Genomic DNA, 13894 nt, shown 5'->3' with positions numbered 1-13894 from the left:
TCTTTGGTTAACGCAACAACAGCGGCACTTTAAAAGCACCAGCCTGACAATTCCGTGCGGAGCACTGTTGAACCCTATATTGGTATGCACTCCAGCTTTTTCAAGAGCGGCCGGACCTGGTGCACCTTCCAAAAGAAAAAGGCCGGAAAAATCCGGCCTTTCATATTCATGCGAATGACCCGTTCAGGCCAGGCCGCTTATCAGGAAGCGACGAGCTCGCCTGCAGACATCTTGCCCGAGCGGCGGTCCTGCGTCAGCTCGTAGGAGAGCTTCTGACCGTCGTTGAGGGAGGTCATACCAGCGCGCTCAACGGCGGAGATGTGAACGAATACGTCCTGCGAACCGTCGTCAGGCTGAATGAAGCCGTAGCCCTTGGTTGCGTTGAACCACTTTACTGTACCAGTCGCCATAACGATTTCCTTCCGTTGGCAAATTGTATTTGCACTGCGCGCAGTGCGGTCTTGGGTCGAATTTGAAGGAAAGATCGTCGTGTGCACCTAAAAAAGGCGCCGAAGCTCTGGTCGTCAAACAAATATCGATGCGCGAACACCTAGGTTGGAAGGGGCCGAAAGTCAAGTTTCTTTGAAAAAGCCCGCCGATTTTTGTGAAGCGTCGACAAATAAAAGTCGCGGGAAATAAGGCTTTAAACAGCAAAAACCCGGCGCGGGAGGAGGTGCGCCGGGTTCTTGAAACTGACTGACAATTGGGAGGAGGAGTATTGTCAGTCCAATCGGGCGACGCTGGGAGGAGGAGTGCGTCGCTTCGATGATTTGAAGATACAGGATCTCCGCTCAAAAAACAGACGTTTCATCGCAGCGCAGCATTGCATAAAATGCATAGCTATTTCGCGACACCTTGAAGCCTCTTGGCATACCGCCTAATAAATACGCATGACCATCGAATCCGTCAGAGCCTTTTTTACCGAGAACTCCCCCGAAGTGACCGTTATCGAAACGGAAACAAGTTCGGCGACAGTCGCTTTGGCTGCCGAAGCGCACGGCGTCGATCCCGACCAGATTGCCAAAACGATCTGCCTGAAGTCGGGCGACACAATTCTTCTCGTCGTTGCCGCCGGCACGAAACGGCTCGACAATCGTAAATTCCGCGATCATTTCGGTGCCAAGCCGCGCATGCTGGGGGCGGAAGAAGTCGTTGCGGTGACCAGCCATCCCGTCGGCGGGGTGTGCCCTTTCGGATTGCCTTCGCCCCTTCCGGTGTTTTGCGACATATCCCTAAAAAACTATCCCGAGGTGGTTCCGGCAGCGGGAGCCACCAATGCGGCGGTAAGGATTTCGCCTGACACGATGGCACGACTGACGGGAGCGGAATGGGTCGACGTCTGCCAATGACGCCGATTTGATCCGGCAGGGACTTAACCCCGCCTTAAATTGCCGCATTTAAACTCTTCATCCTGGATTAAGGATCGCGCAGGCATAGAAGCCTGAAATGCGAACGGTTTCGCGAATATAAGGAGCGACTTCGGCTGGATGGCAGGCAAGGGTAAATCACGCGATCGGGTAGAACCTTCCTTCGGGGATTTCCACGAATCCGGTGACGATCTGCGTCTTGATGCCAGCGAGCGCATTGGCGGAACCGCAAAGCAGCCCGCCAGAAAACCGAAGTCCACATCCGGCCGCGCCAAACCGCAAAAAAAGGAAAAGCGCACACGCAGTTCCGGCGGTGGCGCAACAGGCTTTATCCGGTCCGTCATTTACTGGTGCATCGTGCTCGGCATCTGGGGCGGTATCGGCGTTGCCGGTCTTGTCCTTTATTATGGCGCGCGCATGCCGAGCGCCAGCAGCTGGACCATTCCCGAACGACCCCCGAATGTGAAGATCGTTTCGGTGAACGGCAGCGTGCTTGCCAATCGCGGCACCACGGGTGGCGAGGCTCTCGCGCTTGAAGACATGTCGCCCTACCTTCCACAAGCGGTCATGGCGATCGAAGACCGGCGATTCTATTCGCATTTCGGAGTGGACCCGCTCGGCCTGGCCCGCGCCATCGTGACCAATGTGATGACGGGCCGAACCGTGCAGGGCGGCTCGACGCTGACGCAGCAGCTGGCAAAAAACCTGTTCCTCTCACAGGATCGGACGCTGGAGCGCAAGGTGCAGGAAGTGCTGCTGGCCTTCTGGCTGGAGCATAAATACACCAAGGACCAGATCCTCGCGATGTATCTCAACCGCGTTTATTTCGGTTCCAACGCCTTTGGCGTCGAAGCCGCTTCCAGACGCTACTTCAACAAATCCGCGCGCGACGTCAATCTTGGCGAGGCGGCAACGCTTGCCGGACTTCTCAAGGCCCCCTCGCGCCTTTCACCGGCGCGCGACCCGCAGGCGGCGGAGGAGCGGGCGCAGGTCGTTCTGAGATCCATGCGCGATGTCGGCTTCATCACCGATGACGAGATCAAGACCGCGATGTCGCAGCCGCCGACCAAGGCCAAACGTTTCTGGTCCGGTGCCGAACATTACGCTGCCGATATGGTGATGGAGGAAGTCCGTGGCCTGATTGGCGACGTCAAGCAGGACATCGTCGTCGATACGACCATCGACCCCAATCTTGAACGCGACGCCGAAAAAGCACTGACCCATGTTCTGCAGGGTGACGGTAAAAAGCAGGGCGCCTCGCAGGCGGCCCTCGTTTCCATCGATGGCACAGGCGCAATCCGGGCCGTGGTCGGCGGAGCGGATTATGCCGAAAGCCAGTTCAACCGGGCCGCCAAGGCGAAACGGCAACCCGGATCGGCGTTCAAACCCTTCGTATATGTTGCCGCGCTGGAATCGGGTCTGACCCCCAGTACCATTCGCAACGACGGGCCGGTCCGTATCGGAAACTGGACACCGGAAAATTACGAGAAGAAATATCGTGGCGAAGTGACGCTTGCCACTGCGCTTGCCAATTCTCTGAACACGATCGCCGCGCAGCTGGTGATGGAAGTCGGTCCTGAGCGGGTGACGCAGGTGGCGCATCGCATGGGCATCGAATCGGAGCTGCAGAACAACGCCTCCATCGCACTCGGCACCTCGGAAGTGTCGCTGATGGAGCTGACCGCCTCCTACGCTCCCTTCATGAATGGCGGCTACAAGGCGACGCCGCATATCGTCAAACGCATCTCCGATGCTGACGGCAAGGTGCTTTATGAAAACAGATACGACAACCCGCCGCGCGTGCTGAGCGAGGAGATCGCCGCGACGATGAACGGCATGTTATCGCGCGTCATCACCGAAGGAACAGGGAAAGCCGCCCGCCTCCAGGGTTGGCAGGCAGCGGGAAAATCCGGCACGACACAGTCTTTCCGCGACGCGCTTTTTGTCGGCTACACAAGCAACCTGACAACGGGCGTCTGGTTCGGCAACGACGACGGCACATCGATGAAAAAGGTCACCGGCGGCGGCTTGCCTGCGAAGGCCTGGAAAGATTTCATGACCGCCGCCCATTCGGGGCTCTCGCCCTCGCCGCTCTTCGGTCTCGGCGCAGGCAGCGTGCCGCCGCTTGGGGAAATACAGCAACCGGCGCCCGAGAGCGCGCCTTCCTCCATCGGCGACATCATTTCCAATGCTCTCGGCGGCGGCGGAACGACAAACACCCGAGCCTATCCCGAAGCGCCCGTCTCGCCAAACGCTGGTCAGCCGGGCGTCCCCATGCCGCCTGGAAACATCCCTTCCCGCGATATCGAACCCGGCTATTCAGCCGACAATGGGCCTGTGCCGCCAGCCGATATCGGCGGCCGGGCGCCGGCAACTTCCGGGCCGAAGCAGACGACCCTTCTTGATATTCTGATGGGAAATTAATTGCCTTTTGGGTAACCGGTTCGCCGGTTACCCGGCAAGCGATGGGCCGGCAACGATCCTGTCGCCTTTCCCGCAAATACCTAATTTTCCAAAGACTTGATTACACCGAATGGGCAGCCAACGCAGCCAAGAGCGGAGACCGCGCTTGTGTTTGCAACATATGCGTGCGCCCACGTTAACCGTAGATTGCTATTTGCGCAAAAACGATTACATTTCGGATGACTTTTTACGGTAAATGAATTATTAATCGATCATATAAATTAATTTTCTTGTTTCAAAATAACTTTTCAGGGCTTCATATTATGCTGGGTACTAAAAGCTCATCGCATGCCGTGTTTTACGGCGCCCCTTATCCTGCGGCTGTCACTTTCGACGCGGCGGAAACGCAACCTTCCATTTCAGAAACCAACACATCGGTGTTCCTGCGCAGCCAGTTTGTGCTCAAAAGAACGATCGACATTGCAGGGGCGTCCATCGCCCTTGTCGCACTCGCGCCCGTATTGTTGACCGTTGCGGCGCTGGTCAAACTCGACAGCAAAGGGCCGGTCCTGTTCTCACAAGTCCGTTGGGGCATGAACGGGCGAAAGATCAGGGTCTATAAATTTCGTTCGATGCGGACCGAACTGGGCGATGCCACCGGCGTGGCGCAAACGGTAAAGAACGATCCGAGGATAACCCGGATCGGCGCCGTGCTTCGCCGCACAAATGTCGACGAGCTGCCACAGCTCATCAACGTCTTGAAAGGCGACATGTCGCTGGTGGGTCCACGCTGCCATGCCATCGGCATGCTGGCCGCCGGCCGTCTTTATGAGGAACTTGTTCCCCACTACCACCTGCGGCACCGGATGCGACCAGGCATTACCGGTCTTGCCCAGATGCGGGGGTTACGCGGCCCGACGGATCGCAGCGACAAGGCGCGTGCCCGCATCGTGTCCGATCTTTATTACGTCGACAATTTTTCCGTCTGGCTGGATATCAAGATCATGATCGGAACGGTCATTTCCGAATTGCGCGGCGGCAAGGGTTTCTGATCTTTCAGAAATCAGACACATAGAATCAAAAAAGCCCGGCAGCTATGCCGGGCTTTTCTTCTGAATCACCATATTCCGTCAGTTTATCGGCACGGGAGCCGCAGCCGGATCCGGCAGCGGCGCCGGGTTTGCCGACAGCGTGCGCAGATAAGCGATGAGATCGGCGCGTTCCGTCTCCTTCTTCACACCCGCAAAGCCCATGGCCGTGCCGGGAACGTGTTTCTTGGGAGCTTCGATGAAGTAGCTGAGATGATCGTAATCCCAATGCACGGAACCGCCCTTGGAGAAATCCTTCATTGCTGCGGAGTAGCTGAAACCCGCATGGCTGGCGATCGGCCGGTTGACGATATCGAAGAGATTGGGGCCGACCTTGTTTGCACCACCACTCTCTCCGGTATGACAGCTCGTACACTTCTTGAAGACCGCCTCACCCTTGGCCGCATCCGCGCTGGCGAGCAATTTCGCGATCGGGGTTGCCGCTGCAGCGGGTTCGCCTGCAGCCTCGCCGCCGCTCGCTTCCGCGACGATGGCGTAACCTTCCTTTTCCGGGGTGGGCGCATGAAAAATGCCCTCAGACGCAATTGACACCGACATCAGAACGAAAACCGTGCCCAGCAACGCCCCAACGCCCATATTTACATAAGAATTCATCTATATGCGCTCCCTCGCATCCGCTCCATATAACCGGGCATCTTGAAATTATTCAAAAGCTATGGCTTTTGCACAGCCTGCGCAACTTGAATAATATTCCCCACTCCGTGACGTTTTGACACTTTTCGGTTGGGATTTGAAGGGTGTCGGATGAAGAATCGGGATTTCGAGAAAGCTGTCGTCCTTATACCGGCGCGGATGGCATCGACACGGCTTCCGGGCAAGCCTCTCGCGGATATTGGCGGCAAACCGATGATTGTGCAGGTGGCACTCAGGGCGCGTGAAGCTGGCGCGACGCGCATCGTCGTTGCAGTCGATGACGAACAGGTATTTTCAGCCGTAAAAAATGCCGGTTTTGACGTCATGATGACGCGCGATGATCACCAATCCGGTTCGGACCGCATTTTCGAGGCGCTGCAGAAGGCCGACCCCTATGGCAACGCCGAATATGTTATCAATGTTCAAGGCGACCTTCCGACCATCGAAGCGGAAACGATCCGCGCCTCGTTGCGCCCGTTGGAAAATGCCGCCGTCGACATTGCCACACTGACGGTAGAGATCACCGACGAGGAAGAAAAGACCAATCCGAACGTGGTGAAAGTGGTTGGCAGCCCACTTTCCGAGACGCGATTGCGCGCGCTTTATTTTACCCGCGCGACTGCGCCCTATGGCGACGGACCGCTTTATCATCACATCGGCCTTTATACCTATCGCCGCGCCGCCCTCGAAACGTTCGTGAGGCTTCAGCCTTCGCCACTCGAGAAGCGCGAAAGGCTGGAACAATTGCGCGCACTGGAGGCGGGCATGCGTATTGATGCCGAAATCGTTCACTCCGTGCCGCTTGGCGTTGATACGCCGCACGATCTCGAAAAAGCCCGCACTATTCTCGCAAACCGAACCCTCTAATGGATAATTCCATGACCTTGAGCACAAACCGCATTGCCTTTCAGGGCGAATTTGGCGCGAATTCCGACATGGCATGCCGCGACATGTTCCCGGATATGGAGCCTTTGCCGTGCCCGACATTCGAGGATGCTTTTAATGCCGTCGAAAACGGCGAAGCCGATCTCGGCATGATCCCGATCGAGAACACGCTGGCCGGTCGCGTTGCCGATATCCATCATCTGCTGCCGGAATCACGCCTTCACATCATCGGTGAATATTTCATGCCGATCCGCTTCCAGCTGATGGTTATACCGGGGGTGACGAAAGACGAGATCCGCACCGTTCACAGCCACATCCACGCGCTTGGCCAGTGCCGCAAGATCATCCGTTCCAACGGCTGGAAGCCAGTGGTTGCCGGCGATACGGCCGGAGCGGCGAGACTGGTTTCTGAAAAGGGTGATCGCAGCATGGCAGCGCTTGCACCGCGTCTTGCCGCCGGTCTCTACGGCCTTGATATCATGGCTGAAAATGTCGAGGATTCAGAAAACAACATCACCCGTTTCGTAATTCTCTCGCGCGATGAGAACTGGGCCAAACGCCAGTCCCAAGGCGAAGCACCCGATGAAACCATCGTCACGACCTTCGTGTTCAACGTCCGCAACATTCCGGCCGCGCTTTATAAGGCAATGGGTGGTTTCGCGACGAATGGCATCAACATGACGAAGCTGGAAAGCTACCAGCTCGGCGGAAAGTTCGTGGCAACGCAGTTCTATGCCGATATCGAAGGCCATCCGGATGACGAGCCGGTGCGGCACGCGCTGGACGAGCTGCGCTTCTTTTCCGAGAAGGTCCGAATTCTCGGCGTCTACAAGGGTCATGCGATGCGCGGCAAGCTCAACCAGAGCTGAGCCTGCCGCAAATCTTCATTTCGTCCATTCCACCCAGTCGCGCATCAGCCGGTGCGCGATGGCGCCGCCGGGAGGCGCGGAAAAGCCCTCGCCCGCAGCAGCCTCCAGCATCGCGGCCACCTCCGCCCGCGTGAACCAGCGGCAATCCTCCAGCTCGATCTCATCGCGGGAAATATCGAACGAGAGAGCCTCGGCATAACAGCCGATCATCAGCGTGTGCGGCATCGGCCAGGGCTGGGAAGCGTGATAGCGCACGCGGCCGATTTCAACGCCGGATTCTTCATGCGTCTCGCGGCGCACGGCCTGCTCGATCGTTTCGCCCGGCTCCACGAAACCGGCGAGGCAGGAATACATGCCCGGCGCAAAATGTGCGCCGCGTCCGAGCAGGCAAAGATCGCGCTCGATATCGATCGTCATCATGATGACGACGGGATCGGTTCGGGGAAAAATAGTGTGATTGCAGGCGGCGCAGATGCGCTTGTAACCGCCGATGCGTAATTCCATCGTGCCGCCGCACCGTCCGCAGAAGCGGTTATCGGCATTCCAGTGCGTAAGGCTGACAGCCTGCGCAACCTCGCTCAGCAATTCCTCATCGAGAAGATGATCGCGATAAAGGGTGCGGGCATCGGCCAGCTTGTAGTGGCTCGCCAGCGTGTCTTCCGTGACGGCGACCGGCACCGCAATCCTGGGTTCGCCGGTTTCGCGGTATCCAAGCAGAACGGCATTGTCGAAATCCGGCTGCAATTCCGCCAGCTCATAGGCGGAAAACAGGGGATCTATGACCTGTTCGTCATGTTTCAGGACAAGCCGGCTGCCGGAGAAGGCAAAAATATGGGTGCCATCGACTTTCAACGCATCGGCAACGCAGTCTTCCGTCCGCTTTTCGGCGAACCGGTTGAGGGCGTTCTTGGAAAAGGCTGTCAGCAGGCTTGCTTCGGGATGGGGAGCAGTGGTTTCGAAAATAGTCATTGATATCATCAGAGCGCGCCGGATATTTTTTTCATCAAGGATTCCTTTTCGCCCGGGCCATAGGGCACTGGCGTCCCGTGACCCCAGATAGGGCCGGGCCAGCAGGTGTCGCCTTCGTTGCGGGCGATAATATGGACGTGAAGTTGCCGGACGATATTGCCCAACGCGCCGACATTGATCTTGGTGGCCCCGGTAACGTCCTTCAGCGCGGAGGCGACGAGATTGGTCTCGAACGTCAGCACGGCCTGATCGAGCGGAGTAAGATCGAACAGCTCGCTGGCACCGCCTCTCTGTGGCACCAGCACCAGCCAGGGCCAGCGGCTGTCGTTCTGCAAACGCAGCTCGCATAGTCCCAAACGCATTACAAGCGCACTGTCGCGCGCCAGCCTGTCGTCCAGCCGGAATGTCTCCAAGGCGTCCTCCATGTTTGTTTTCATCGTGATAGCAGTTTTTTGAAGGCTTGGCTTGCATTTGCTTTCGATATTGCCGATATGTGGCCCCGGGAGGTTGGTGGTGGACGAGCCACTCGCCAACCGGGTCAGGTCCGGAAGGAAGCAGCCCTAACGAGCCAGGCACGGGTCGCCGTGCCAGCCTCCCACCCTTTTTAAATTCCGCTCAGCTTTCGCCGGGCCGGTTCAGCCTGAAAGCGGCCCCTGCGTATCGGCATGATGTGCAGACTTTAGAGGAATAGAGCGTGCCTGATGCGTCCAATGGGACGCACGGCGCTCTAGGACAAACTGGCAAAATAAACTGGCGAGGCGATGAGCGACACCTTACCCACCACATCAAGCGAATCCCAGGGCGGGACCGGCTACCGGGTACTGGCACGCAAATATCGTCCGAAGGATTTTTCCGATCTGATGGTCGGCCAGGAGCCGATGGTCCGCACGCTGACCAATGCGTTCGAGACCGGCCGCATCGCACAGGCCTATATGCTGACCGGCGTTCGCGGTGTGGGCAAGACGACCACCGCGCGTATTCTTGCCCGTGCGCTGAATTACAAGACCGACACCATCGACAAACCGACCATCGACCTGCGTATCCCCGGCGAACATTGTCAGGCGATCATGGAAGGCCGTCATGTCGACGTGATCGAGATGGACGCCGCCTCCCATACCGGTATTGACGACATTCGCGAGATCATCGAGCAGGTGCGTTATCGTCCGGTTTCGGCGCGCTATAAAGTCTATATCATCGACGAAGTGCACATGCTCTCGACGCAGGCTTTCAACGGTCTTCTGAAGACGTTGGAAGAGCCGCCGGAGCATGTGAAATTCATCTTCGCAACCACTGAAATCCGCAAGGTTCCGATTACCGTGCTGTCGCGGTGCCAGCGCTTCGACCTGCGCCGCATCAGCGCCGCCGATCTCGTCGGCCTGTTCACTGCCATTGCCGGCAAGGAAGGTTTCGAGGCCGAACCGCAGGCGCTCTCAATGATTGCCCGCGCGGCTGAGGGTTCCGCCCGTGACGGCCTTTCCCTGCTCGATCAGGCGATCGCCCATGGCGGCGGACGGGTGGAAGCCGAGGCGGTGCGCGGCATGCTGGGTCTTGCCGACCGGGCGCGCATCGTCGATCTTTTCCAGCACATCATCAAAGGCGATGTCGCGGCGGCACTTTCGGAATTCAACGGTCAATACGAGGCAGGCGCCAACCCCGTCGTCGTGCTGAACGACCTTGCCGATTTCACTCACCTCGTCACCCGCATGAAATATGTGCCGGATGCGGCGGAAGATCCCTCGCTTTCCGAGATCGAACGCGTACGTGGTGCCGAATTTGCCGAGACGATCGCCGTGACTGCGCTGTCGCGTATCTGGCAGATGCTGCTCAAGGGTATTCCGGAAACTGAAAATGCCTCACGTCCTGCGGGTGCGGCCGAAATGGTGTTGATCCGCCTTTCGCATGCCGCCAATCTTCCGGCACCGGAAGACGCGGCGCGACGCCTGCTCGAACTTTCCAACAGCGATGGCGGCTATTCCAATGGCGCGCCTTCGGGTGGCGGCAATGGCGGCGGTGCGCGCGCCTATTCCTCAGGACAGACAGTGGCCGCAGGAAGACCTGCGGAGCTTCCCGCCCAGAGGCCGGCAAGTTCGCAGCCTTCGACCATGCTGCGCGCCGTGCCTGACAGCCGCCCGCAGGAAATGCAGGTCGCGGCACCGAAAACCGAAGAACGGCCGGAGCCGAAGGTTCCCGTCAACTCTCTTCAGGACATTGCCGACCTGTGTCAGAAAAATCGCGATCCCGTCATGCGGGCGAAGGTTCGCAACTTCGTACGGCTGGTGCGGCTGGAGCCGGGCCGGCTCGACATGCGCCTCGGTGATGGCGCACCCGGATCGCTCCCCGGCGAGCTTGGTGTGAAGCTGAAAGAGTGGACCGGTATCCACTGGATCGTCAGCCTTAGCAAGGAACAGGGTCAGCCGACGCTGGTTGAAGCCGAGGGCAGTGCGCGCGACGCCCGCCTCGTGGATGCGAGGCAGGACCCTGACGTTGCAGCCATTCTTCAACAGTTTCCAGGTGCAAAAATCACCGACGTGCGCATTCGCGTCACCCAGCAGGACGAGCCGGACGAGATCGCCCCGCCGCCTTCGGTTGCCGAATCGAGCGAGGGCGACATCCTTCCCGGCGACGATATCGAATTTTAATACATAACAAAAACAGGAGTTTGGCACATGCGCGACATCATGGGCATGATGGGCAAGGTCAAGGAAATGCAGGCCAAGATGGAAAAGATGCAGGCGGATATCGCCGCGCTTGAAGTCGAAGGCAAGTCCGGCGGCGGTCTCGTCACCGTGAAGCTGAATGGCAAGGGCAGCCTGCTGGGCCTGAAGATCGATCCGTCTCTCTTCAAGGAAGACGACGTCGAAATTCTCGAAGACCTGATCGTCGCCGCTCACAATGATGCCAAGGAGCGCGCCGAGGCCATCACCGCTGAAAAGACCAAGGAAATCACGGCTGGCCTGCCGATCCCGCCCGGCATGAAGCTGCCGTTCTGATATTCTTACGAATTCAGACTTCCAGCATGGCGCGGAACCGGCTCGCAAGCGGGGTGCCGAGATATGCGGCACGTTCGTCCCTGGTAAGCTGCATGGGGCGGAAGCGCTGGAGAATGACCGGTATGGGCAGTTTCGTTCCCTGATGGGGTTCGAAAGCGATGCCTTCACCGGCGCTGAGCATTCCACCTTTCAGAACCCGGCAATAAAAGCCCGGCTGACCCGCCTGCCGAAAACGCGGCGCGAAGCCGGGATCGCCGAGCCGGGCTGACAGGGTGGCGCAGGGAATGCGGGCGGCGGTCACTTCCAGCACCACTTCCTCGGCTGAGAACCTGTCGCCGACATGCAGTTTTGCGCTGTCGACACCCTCGAGAACCAGATTTTCTCCGAAAAATCCGGGCTCAACCGCAAAACCCAGCGTACGCGACCAGAAATCGAGATCGGCGGAGCCCATGGCGTAGATCGCCTGATCCGGCCCGCCGTGATGTTTACGATTGCAGACAGCATCGCTGACGATGCCTTGCGCATCCACCATCACCGCGCCCTGCACGGCATGTTTGAAAATACCCGTCTTCGCCGTCTTTCCCGGCAGGGCCTTCGCCTCGCCCCGGCACACTGCCCGTATTTTCATGGACTGCCCTTCGCGCTTCATGATTCCCGTTTCCCGATTTATGCAGTAGAAAGCGCTCATGGCAAAACGAGTCACCGGTCCCGAAATCGAAAAACTGATCCAGCTGCTTGCAAAAGTGCCGGGGCTTGGGCCCCGCTCGGCGCGGCGGGCGGCGCTGCATCTCATCAAGAAGAAGGAACAGCTTCTTGGACCGCTGGGCCACGCGATGGGTGAAGCCTATGACAAGGTGAAGATTTGCTCGTGCTGCGGCAATGTCGATACCATCGATCCCTGCACGGTCTGCGCCGATGATAGACGTGACCAGTCGGTCATCATCGTGGTCGAAGACGTGTCGGATCTGTGGGCGCTGGAGCGAGCAGGCGCCATGAATACCGCCTATCATGTGCTTGGTGGCACGCTGTCGCCGCTCGATGGCGTCGGGCCGGAAGATCTGAACATCAAGGGACTGATCGATCGCGTCAGCGCCGGCGGTATTCGCGAGCTTATCATCGCCGTCAATGCGACGGTGGAGGGACAGGCAACAGCCCATTACATCACCGACCGGCTGGCCGATCTCGGAATCAAGATCACCCGGCTTGCGCATGGCGTGCCTGTTGGCGGCGAGCTGGACTATCTCGACGAGGGCACATTGACGGCGGCGCTGCGCGCCCGCACAACGATCTGACGCCTTCTTTCCCTGTCCGTCACTCGAAGAGGAGACCGAATGCGAAACCGATTTGATTCTTTGTTTTGGCGCATTTCCAGACGGAAAACCGGCCTCCACTTTTCCTGGAAAAGCCTCAAGGCACTGGCCGCCATCCTTTCCGTTTTTTCAGCAACGGCCGCTTTGGCGCAATCCGCGCCGACAGGTGCCGCTGCTGCCCGGTACGATGCCGATTTCAATGCATGGCTGAAAAAGGAAATCTGGCCGGAAGCGCGCAATGCGGGTATTTCACAAAAGACGCTGGAGGCTGCGCTCAGCGGCCTTTCCATCAACTGGAGCCTGCCTGATCTCGTCATCCCCGGCCAGAAGCCGCCGAAGGAGCAGAGCCAGAGCCAGGCGGAATTTTCATCGCCCGGCGCTTATTTCTCCGAAAAACGATTGCAGGGGCTTGCCGCCACCGGCCGCTCTCTGGCCGCCACGCATGCCGCCACCCTTCGCCGGATCGAAGCCAAATACGGCGTGCCCGGCCATGTCGTCGTGGCGATCTGGGGCCGCGAATCCGGTTTCGGCCGCGCGAAACTGCCGCATTCGGTTGTCGATGTGCTGGCGACGAAAGCCTATATGTCGACCCGCAAGGAGATGTTCCGCACCGAGCTGATCGATGCGCTGAAGATCGTCGAAAGCGGCGATATTGCGGCCTCGCGCATGATGGGGTCCTGGGCAGGCGCGCTCGGTCAGCCGCAATTCATGCCGTCGAGCTATCTCAAATATGCCGTTGATTTCGATGGCGACGGCCACCGGGATATCTGGAACTCCGTGCCGGACGCATTGGCATCCATAGCGAACTATCTTTCGCAGAGAGGCTGGCAAAGGGATCGCGACTGGGGCTTCGAAGTGTCTATACCCGGCAACGTCTCCTGCGCCCAGGAAGGCCCGGATCTTGCCCGGCCGGTGAGTGCGTGGGCGAAGATGGGGATCACCCGCATTTCCGGAAAGGCCTTTCCATCCAATGACCTCTCCGCCGACGGCATGATGCTTGTGCCGGCCGGGCGGCACGGGCCAGAATTCGTGGTGACGCCGAATTTCTACGTCATCAAGGAATACAATAATTCCGATCTCTACGCGCTGTTCATCGGCAATCTCGCCGACCGCATCTCCCATGGGGCGGGGCCGTTCAAGGGCGAATGGGGCAATGTCGGATCGATGTTGCGCTCCGACGTTCTTGCCATGCAGAAGGCACTGGTCGCCAAGGGCTATGATGTCGGCAAGGCGGACGGGCTGGCCGGCTTCAAGACGCGCCGGTCACTGGGCGACTGGCAGGCGAAAAACGGCCTGGCTCCGACATGTTTTCCCGATGCTACGCTGAAAGCGAAGCTGAAATAGCAGCTTACTGGCGAC

Annotated in this window: 14 protein-coding genes and 1 other RNA gene; 10 read left to right on the top strand and 5 right to left on the bottom strand. The window is 58.7% G+C overall.

The window, feature by feature from the left end; genetic code table 11:
- Positions 1–200: 200 nt before the first annotated feature.
- The gene (locus tag CRP02_RS26070) at positions 201–410 is read right to left on the bottom strand and encodes a cold-shock protein (protein ID WP_003514335.1); all 210 of its coding nucleotides are present in this window, start codon (positions 408–410) and stop codon (positions 201–203) included.
- A 480-nt stretch (positions 411–890) separates the two neighbouring features.
- Here CRP02_RS26070 and CRP02_RS26060 point away from each other — a divergent pair, with 480 nt between their 5' ends.
- The 3 genes from CRP02_RS26060 to CRP02_RS26050 all read left to right on the top strand — a co-directional run bounded on the left by CRP02_RS26060 (position 891) and on the right by CRP02_RS26050 (position 4822).
- Entirely contained in the window at positions 891–1349 is a 459-nt protein-coding gene (locus CRP02_RS26060; RefSeq protein ID WP_097172681.1) for a YbaK/EbsC family protein, read from the top strand.
- 138 nt (positions 1350–1487) lie between these two features.
- A complete protein-coding gene (locus CRP02_RS26055; protein WP_097172680.1) occupies positions 1488–3791 on the top strand; it encodes a transglycosylase domain-containing protein in 2304 nt (767 codons plus the stop codon).
- 302 nt (positions 3792–4093) lie between these two features.
- Positions 4094–4822: a sugar transferase gene (locus tag CRP02_RS26050; protein WP_003514330.1), complete on the top strand. Its 729-nt coding sequence runs from the start codon at positions 4094–4096 to the stop codon at positions 4820–4822.
- 78 nt (positions 4823–4900) lie between these two features.
- Here the strand turns inward: CRP02_RS26050 and CRP02_RS26045 are convergent, their stop codons facing one another.
- Entirely contained in the window at positions 4901–5473 is a 573-nt protein-coding gene (locus CRP02_RS26045; RefSeq protein WP_003514328.1) for a c-type cytochrome, read from the bottom strand.
- A 150-nt stretch (positions 5474–5623) separates the two neighbouring features.
- On the opposite strand from CRP02_RS26045, the gene CRP02_RS26040 reads away from it, so the two are divergent.
- Both CRP02_RS26040 and CRP02_RS26035 read left to right on the top strand, forming a co-directional pair.
- On the top strand, positions 5624–6379 hold the full coding sequence (locus CRP02_RS26040; RefSeq protein WP_065661519.1) for a 3-deoxy-manno-octulosonate cytidylyltransferase: 756 nt from the start codon (positions 5624–5626) through the stop codon (positions 6377–6379).
- Positions 6380–6390: 11 nt separating this feature from the next.
- Positions 6391–7266, top strand: a complete 876-nt coding sequence (locus tag CRP02_RS26035; RefSeq protein WP_097172937.1) for a prephenate dehydratase — start codon at positions 6391–6393, stop codon at positions 7264–7266.
- A 15-nt stretch (positions 7267–7281) separates the two neighbouring features.
- On the opposite strand, the gene nudC is transcribed toward CRP02_RS26035, so the two are convergent.
- Entirely contained in the window at positions 7282–8244 is a 963-nt protein-coding gene (nudC, locus tag CRP02_RS26030) for an NAD(+) diphosphatase (protein WP_097172679.1), read from the bottom strand.
- Positions 8244–8672 (bottom strand): HIT domain-containing protein, encoded by a 429-nt coding sequence (locus CRP02_RS26025; protein ID WP_161986907.1) that lies wholly within the window; start codon positions 8670–8672, stop codon positions 8244–8246. Before CRP02_RS26025 ends, nudC begins: the two co-directional genes overlap by 1 nt.
- 65 nt (positions 8673–8737) lie before the next feature.
- On the opposite strand from CRP02_RS26025, the gene ffs reads away from it, so the two are divergent.
- The 3 genes from ffs to CRP02_RS26010 all read left to right on the top strand — a co-directional run bounded on the left by ffs (position 8738) and on the right by CRP02_RS26010 (position 11225).
- Positions 8738–8834: signal recognition particle sRNA small type (gene ffs, locus CRP02_RS26020), an RNA gene on the top strand.
- A 162-nt stretch (positions 8835–8996) separates the two neighbouring features.
- On the top strand, positions 8997–10874 hold the full coding sequence (locus CRP02_RS26015) for a DNA polymerase III subunit gamma/tau (protein ID WP_097172678.1): 1878 nt from the start codon (positions 8997–8999) through the stop codon (positions 10872–10874).
- A 27-nt stretch (positions 10875–10901) separates the two neighbouring features.
- A complete protein-coding gene (locus CRP02_RS26010; RefSeq protein WP_003514318.1) occupies positions 10902–11225 on the top strand; it encodes a YbaB/EbfC family nucleoid-associated protein in 324 nt (107 codons plus the stop codon).
- Positions 11226–11238: 13 nt separating this feature from the next.
- Here CRP02_RS26010 and CRP02_RS26005 read toward each other — a convergent pair whose 3' ends face one another.
- Positions 11239–11874, bottom strand: a complete 636-nt coding sequence (locus CRP02_RS26005; RefSeq protein ID WP_179784135.1) for an MOSC domain-containing protein — start codon at positions 11872–11874, stop codon at positions 11239–11241.
- A 37-nt stretch (positions 11875–11911) separates the two neighbouring features.
- On the opposite strand from CRP02_RS26005, the gene recR reads away from it, so the two are divergent.
- Together recR and CRP02_RS25995 are read left to right on the top strand one after the other, a co-directional pair.
- Entirely contained in the window at positions 11912–12517 is a 606-nt protein-coding gene (recR, locus tag CRP02_RS26000; RefSeq protein WP_003514308.1) for a recombination mediator RecR, read from the top strand.
- A gap of 123 nt (positions 12518–12640) precedes the next feature.
- Positions 12641–13879: a lytic murein transglycosylase gene (locus CRP02_RS25995; protein WP_414896244.1), complete on the top strand. Its 1239-nt coding sequence runs from the start codon at positions 12641–12643 to the stop codon at positions 13877–13879.
- Positions 13880–13894: the final 15 nt, after the last annotated feature.

This window comes from Rhizobium sp. AN5 (assembly GCF_900215255.1).
Taxonomy (GTDB): Bacteria; Pseudomonadota; Alphaproteobacteria; order Rhizobiales; family Rhizobiaceae; genus Agrobacterium; species Agrobacterium tumefaciens.
The sequence above is the reverse complement of the archived record's forward strand: the minus strand, read 5'-3'. Positions and strand labels throughout refer to the sequence as shown.

Excerpts from the sequence above, each read along its gene's own strand:
- CRP02_RS26045 (WP_003514328.1), bottom strand. The coding sequence starts at position 5,473 with ATGAATTCTTATGTAAATATGGGCGTTGGGGCGTTGCTGGGCACGGTT.
- CRP02_RS26055 (WP_097172680.1), top strand. The coding sequence starts at position 1,488 with ATGGCAGGCAAGGGTAAATCACGCGATCGGGTAGAACCTTCCTTCGGG.
- CRP02_RS26010 (WP_003514318.1), top strand. The coding sequence starts at position 10,902 with ATGCGCGACATCATGGGCATGATGGGCAAGGTCAAGGAAATGCAGGCC.
- recR (WP_003514308.1), top strand. The coding sequence starts at position 11,912 with ATGGCAAAACGAGTCACCGGTCCCGAAATCGAAAAACTGATCCAGCTG.
- CRP02_RS26070 (WP_003514335.1), bottom strand. The coding sequence starts at position 410 with ATGGCGACTGGTACAGTAAAGTGGTTCAACGCAACCAAGGGCTACGGC.
- CRP02_RS26040 (WP_065661519.1), top strand. The coding sequence starts at position 5,624 with ATGAAGAATCGGGATTTCGAGAAAGCTGTCGTCCTTATACCGGCGCGG.
- CRP02_RS26025 (WP_161986907.1), bottom strand. The coding sequence starts at position 8,672 with ATGAAAACAAACATGGAGGACGCCTTGGAGACATTCCGGCTGGACGAC.
- CRP02_RS26035 (WP_097172937.1), top strand. The coding sequence starts at position 6,391 with ATGACCTTGAGCACAAACCGCATTGCCTTTCAGGGCGAATTTGGCGCG.
- nudC (WP_097172679.1), bottom strand. The coding sequence starts at position 8,244 with ATGATATCAATGACTATTTTCGAAACCACTGCTCCCCATCCCGAAGCA.
- CRP02_RS26015 (WP_097172678.1), top strand. The coding sequence starts at position 8,997 with ATGAGCGACACCTTACCCACCACATCAAGCGAATCCCAGGGCGGGACC.
- CRP02_RS26050 (WP_003514330.1), top strand. The coding sequence starts at position 4,094 with ATGCTGGGTACTAAAAGCTCATCGCATGCCGTGTTTTACGGCGCCCCT.
- CRP02_RS26005 (WP_179784135.1), bottom strand. The coding sequence starts at position 11,874 with ATGAAGCGCGAAGGGCAGTCCATGAAAATACGGGCAGTGTGCCGGGGC.
- CRP02_RS26060 (WP_097172681.1), top strand. The coding sequence starts at position 891 with ATGACCATCGAATCCGTCAGAGCCTTTTTTACCGAGAACTCCCCCGAA.